We start from the raw sequence: 3,483 nt of genomic DNA, 5'->3' as shown, positions 1-3,483 counted from the left end.
TTCGCTGCGGAGTTCGTCGAGATTGACGTAGCCCTCCAATACAATTTCGCTGGCTGCGGGAACCTCGAGATCGACGGTTTCACATTTCACGAGATCAACAGGCGCACCCCGCAGAAAGCCGGCGATCAGGTATTCCTCGATGTCGGGCGGCGCGGGCACAATGGCAGAAAAAGTTACTGCCGGCTCCGTGCCAATCGCGACCGCGACCTCCATTTTTCCCGATGGACGGTCGCCTTCGGCGAGAACACTGCCACCGGAAGAGCGGGCCATGATATCGACCGCCGCCGACTTCCCGTCGACGGAAGCCCGCATGCGCTCGCGCGCATGTTCCGCCGCGACTTTTTGTCTCTGCCAATGCATTCCCGCCGTGTGCTCGTCGTACACCTGCATGCGGTACATGCCGAGATTGCGCTTCCCCGATCTCGGATCGCGCGTGGTCACGCAGGGCAGAGTGATGAAGCGTCCGGCATCTTTAGGCCAACACTGCAAAATTGGAAAATCCAAGAGCGAGAAGGTGTCGCGCTGAATCACTTCCTTGCACGGCCCGGTCGGCACCATCCGCGGAAAAAACTTGCCAGCTTCGGTCAACAGGGGAAGCATTTTGAGCTTGTCGAGAAAGCCTTGTGGGGATTTCACGTCCAGGAACATGCGCAAGCGGCTCGCGATTTCATCGAAGGAATTCACGCCGAGGGCGAGCTTCATCCGAGCATCGGAACCGAATTGATTAATCAGCAACTGCGAGCCGGGATGACCCTTCAGATTCTGGAATAGTAGCGCGGAGCCTCCGCGAGAACCTTGGCCGTCGCGGCCCTTGGAAACGCGATCTGTGATTTCGGCGATCTCAAGAATGGGATTGGCTTCAGTTTGGATGCGCTTCAGTTGGCCGGCGCGGTCAAGCGCCGCAATCCACTGGCGAAGGTCGTCGAAGGGCAAAGGCGTCCTCTCTGTGATCGACGATTATAAGGGATTCTGGAATTATGGCGCGGGCGCCCGATCGTCTGCCGCGGATAATCCGCCACATCTATTTTCGCTGTTCGAGCTTCACGTTGACGGTGAGCGTCTGACCATCGCGCAGCACCTTTACTTCGACAACGTCTCCCACCTTGCTGCGGCGCAATGCGTCGGTGAAGTCGTACAGGTTCTTGATGGGCTTATCTCCGAACTGCGTCAGGATGTCGCCGGCTTTCAATCCCGCCTTGGCCGCTGGCGAATTCGGCTTCACATCGGAGAACTTCACTCCATTTTCGGTTTGGCCAAAGTCCGGAATCGATCCGAAGTACGGACCGTATCCTCCTCCGCCTCCAGATGGCTTGTTCTCCGCAACAACTTGGAACGCTGGCACATCGGGGGAGTTCGCCAGTTGCACTGCTACGTTGCCGACCAGGTCCAGCAGGCGCGCGGCCGAGGCGGAATCGATTTTGTCCCAGGTGTCGGACGGCTTGTGGTAATCCGAGTGAAGGCCGGAGAAGAAGAACAGCACCGGAATCTTCTTCGACACAAACGACGTGTGGTCGCTCGAGGAATATCCACCGGCAGAGTATTCGATTTTAAACGGGGCTTCTTTCTGAGCTTGCTCAAGCGCGGCCTTGAGAGTGGAGCCGGTCCCCACGCCGCCGATGTAAACCTTGTCATCCTTGATGCGTCTGATCATGTCCATGTTGAGCATGGCAATGGCTTTCGCCAGCGGGCGCGTCGGATTCTGAACCCACGCCGCCGAGCCCAGCAATCCGAGTTCTTCACCTGCAAAATCCATAAACAGGATGCTGCGCTTGAATAAGCTGCGCTGCGGAGCGAGCAGCCGCGCTAGCTCGAGAACTCCCGCTGTTCCGCTGGCATTGTCATCGGCTCCGGGATGAATCTGGCCGATTTGTGATGGCGCTAGCGAATCGAAATTGCCGCGGCCAAGATGATCGTAGTGAGCTCCGATGATGACGTATTCATCCGACTGGCCCGGCAGCCAAGCCAGAACGTTGTTGACTGTGGCGCGCGTAGTTTCAATGTCGATATGCAGCATCAGGTGAAGCGTATCCGGAAACGCGAGGGAGGCGGGCTTGGTGGACGAATTGATCTGTTCCTGCACATCCTTCAAAGACTTGCCGGCAGTCTGAAACCATGATTCCGCGACGGCGTTCTTCACTTGGACCCTGACCGCACCGACATTTTCCCGCCCGCTCACGCTGCCGAAGCGCGTCAGCGAATCCTCTTCACCGTCGCCTAGTTTTCCATTGATTACGACGATTGCCTTGGCGCCGTGATTACGCGCGTTGATGGCTTTGCTGATGAGTTGCGAGTGCTGCGTGAGTCCATGATTGCCGCTCTTTTCGGCAAAACCACTTGGTTCGTATCGAAGCACGACGACGATCTTGTCGTTGACGTCGAGCCCCCCATAGTCGTCATAGTGAAATTCATCGGCAGTCGCGCCGTATCCTGCAAAAACGACGGGCCCGGTGACCTCGCCTGAAGACGAAAAGCTGAACGGGACGAAGTCTTGATTGATCTTCAGCTCTTTCGAGGAATCCGGTGACTTCACCGCGAGACGATTATCTGATTTGAGCCGGGCACCGGTGACCACGGTGAACGGCTGTGCGTAGCTATTCACTCCGGCCGGTTGCAGCCCCAATTCCTTGTATCTCTTCTCAATCAGGTGCTCGGCTCGCGTCAGGCCCTTGGTCCCGGCGCCTCGGCCCTCCATGTCCGGAGCGGCGAGCGATTTGATGTCGTTGAGATAGCGAGCCGAATCCGCCTGCGGAACAGGTGTGGATGCTGCGACCAAAGCAAGAGTAACAACGCTAAGAGTGAGAATGGAGAGACGGCGCGGGGAATGTTTCGGCATAGGACCTTCTGTGAACCGAGAATCGTATTGAGGCGTTGCGGGAGGTGTCAATGATAGCGAATACTATGCCGCAGCCAATGCAAGCACCGCCTCCTCAACCTGCTTCCACGCTGAGCTTCGAGGATCAATCAGGTCGAAATGTCCCGCCCCTGAAATCTCCAGCAGGTGCGCGTCTTCCTTCTGTTTGCCGGAACGCTTCTTCTTGGCAGACACATAATCGCGGCTGAAATCTACCGGAACAGTGTCATCCGCGGAGCCGTGGATCAGCCACTGCCGAGCATGCGGAATGGAAAGCTCAGCGGGATCGGCCTCGCGGTAATGATCGGGAACTTCGCTGGGGGTGCCATGAAGAAATTCGACGACTGCGTCGTTGCTGAGGTGAAGTTTGTATGCGCGCTGCAGGTCTACGACTCCGGCGAGCGACACCACGCGCGTAAGCCTCGGTTCGTGAGCCGCAAGGCAGAGCGCAAGCTGGCCTCCTGCGGAATGGCCCATCACGATGACTCTGCTCGTGTCCAACTTATGCCGTTCTGAGTTTTGTAGAAGGAATTGGTACGCCGAACGGATATCGGCGAAAGTGCCGGGCCATGCGCCGCCCTCGTTGCCTACCCGCCGGTATTCCAGGTTCGCCGTTGCCACCCCATTGGTGG

The 3,483-nt window shown here is 57.6% G+C and carries 3 protein-coding genes; all 3 read right to left on the bottom strand.

Features of this window, described 5'->3' with window-relative positions; translation table 11 throughout:
* A partial coding sequence (locus VGK48_13560; protein ID HEY2382199.1) for a UbiD family decarboxylase domain-containing protein occupies positions 1 to 933 on the bottom strand: 933 nt, incomplete at its 3' end.
* A gap of 88 nt (positions 934 to 1,021) precedes the next feature.
* On the bottom strand, positions 1,022 to 2,833 hold the full coding sequence (locus VGK48_13555) for a M28 family peptidase (GenBank protein ID HEY2382198.1): 1,812 nt from the start codon (positions 2,831 to 2,833) through the stop codon (positions 1,022 to 1,024).
* A 63-nt stretch (positions 2,834 to 2,896) separates the two neighbouring features.
* Positions 2,897 to 3,483 (bottom strand): prolyl oligopeptidase family serine peptidase (locus tag VGK48_13550; protein HEY2382197.1); only part of this gene is annotated, 587 nt, incomplete at its 5' end.

The sequence above is a fragment of the Terriglobia bacterium genome (assembly GCA_036496425.1).
GTDB lineage: Bacteria > Acidobacteriota > Terriglobia > 20CM-2-55-15 > 20CM-2-55-15 > 20CM-2-55-15.
The sequence above is the reverse complement of the archived record's forward strand: the minus strand, read 5'-3'. Positions and strand labels throughout refer to the sequence as shown.

Bases quoted from the DNA above. Each gene is read 5' to 3' on its own strand.
- VGK48_13555 (HEY2382198.1), bottom strand. From the start codon at position 2,833: ATGCCGAAACATTCCCCGCGCCGTCTCTCCATTCTCACTCTTAGCGTT.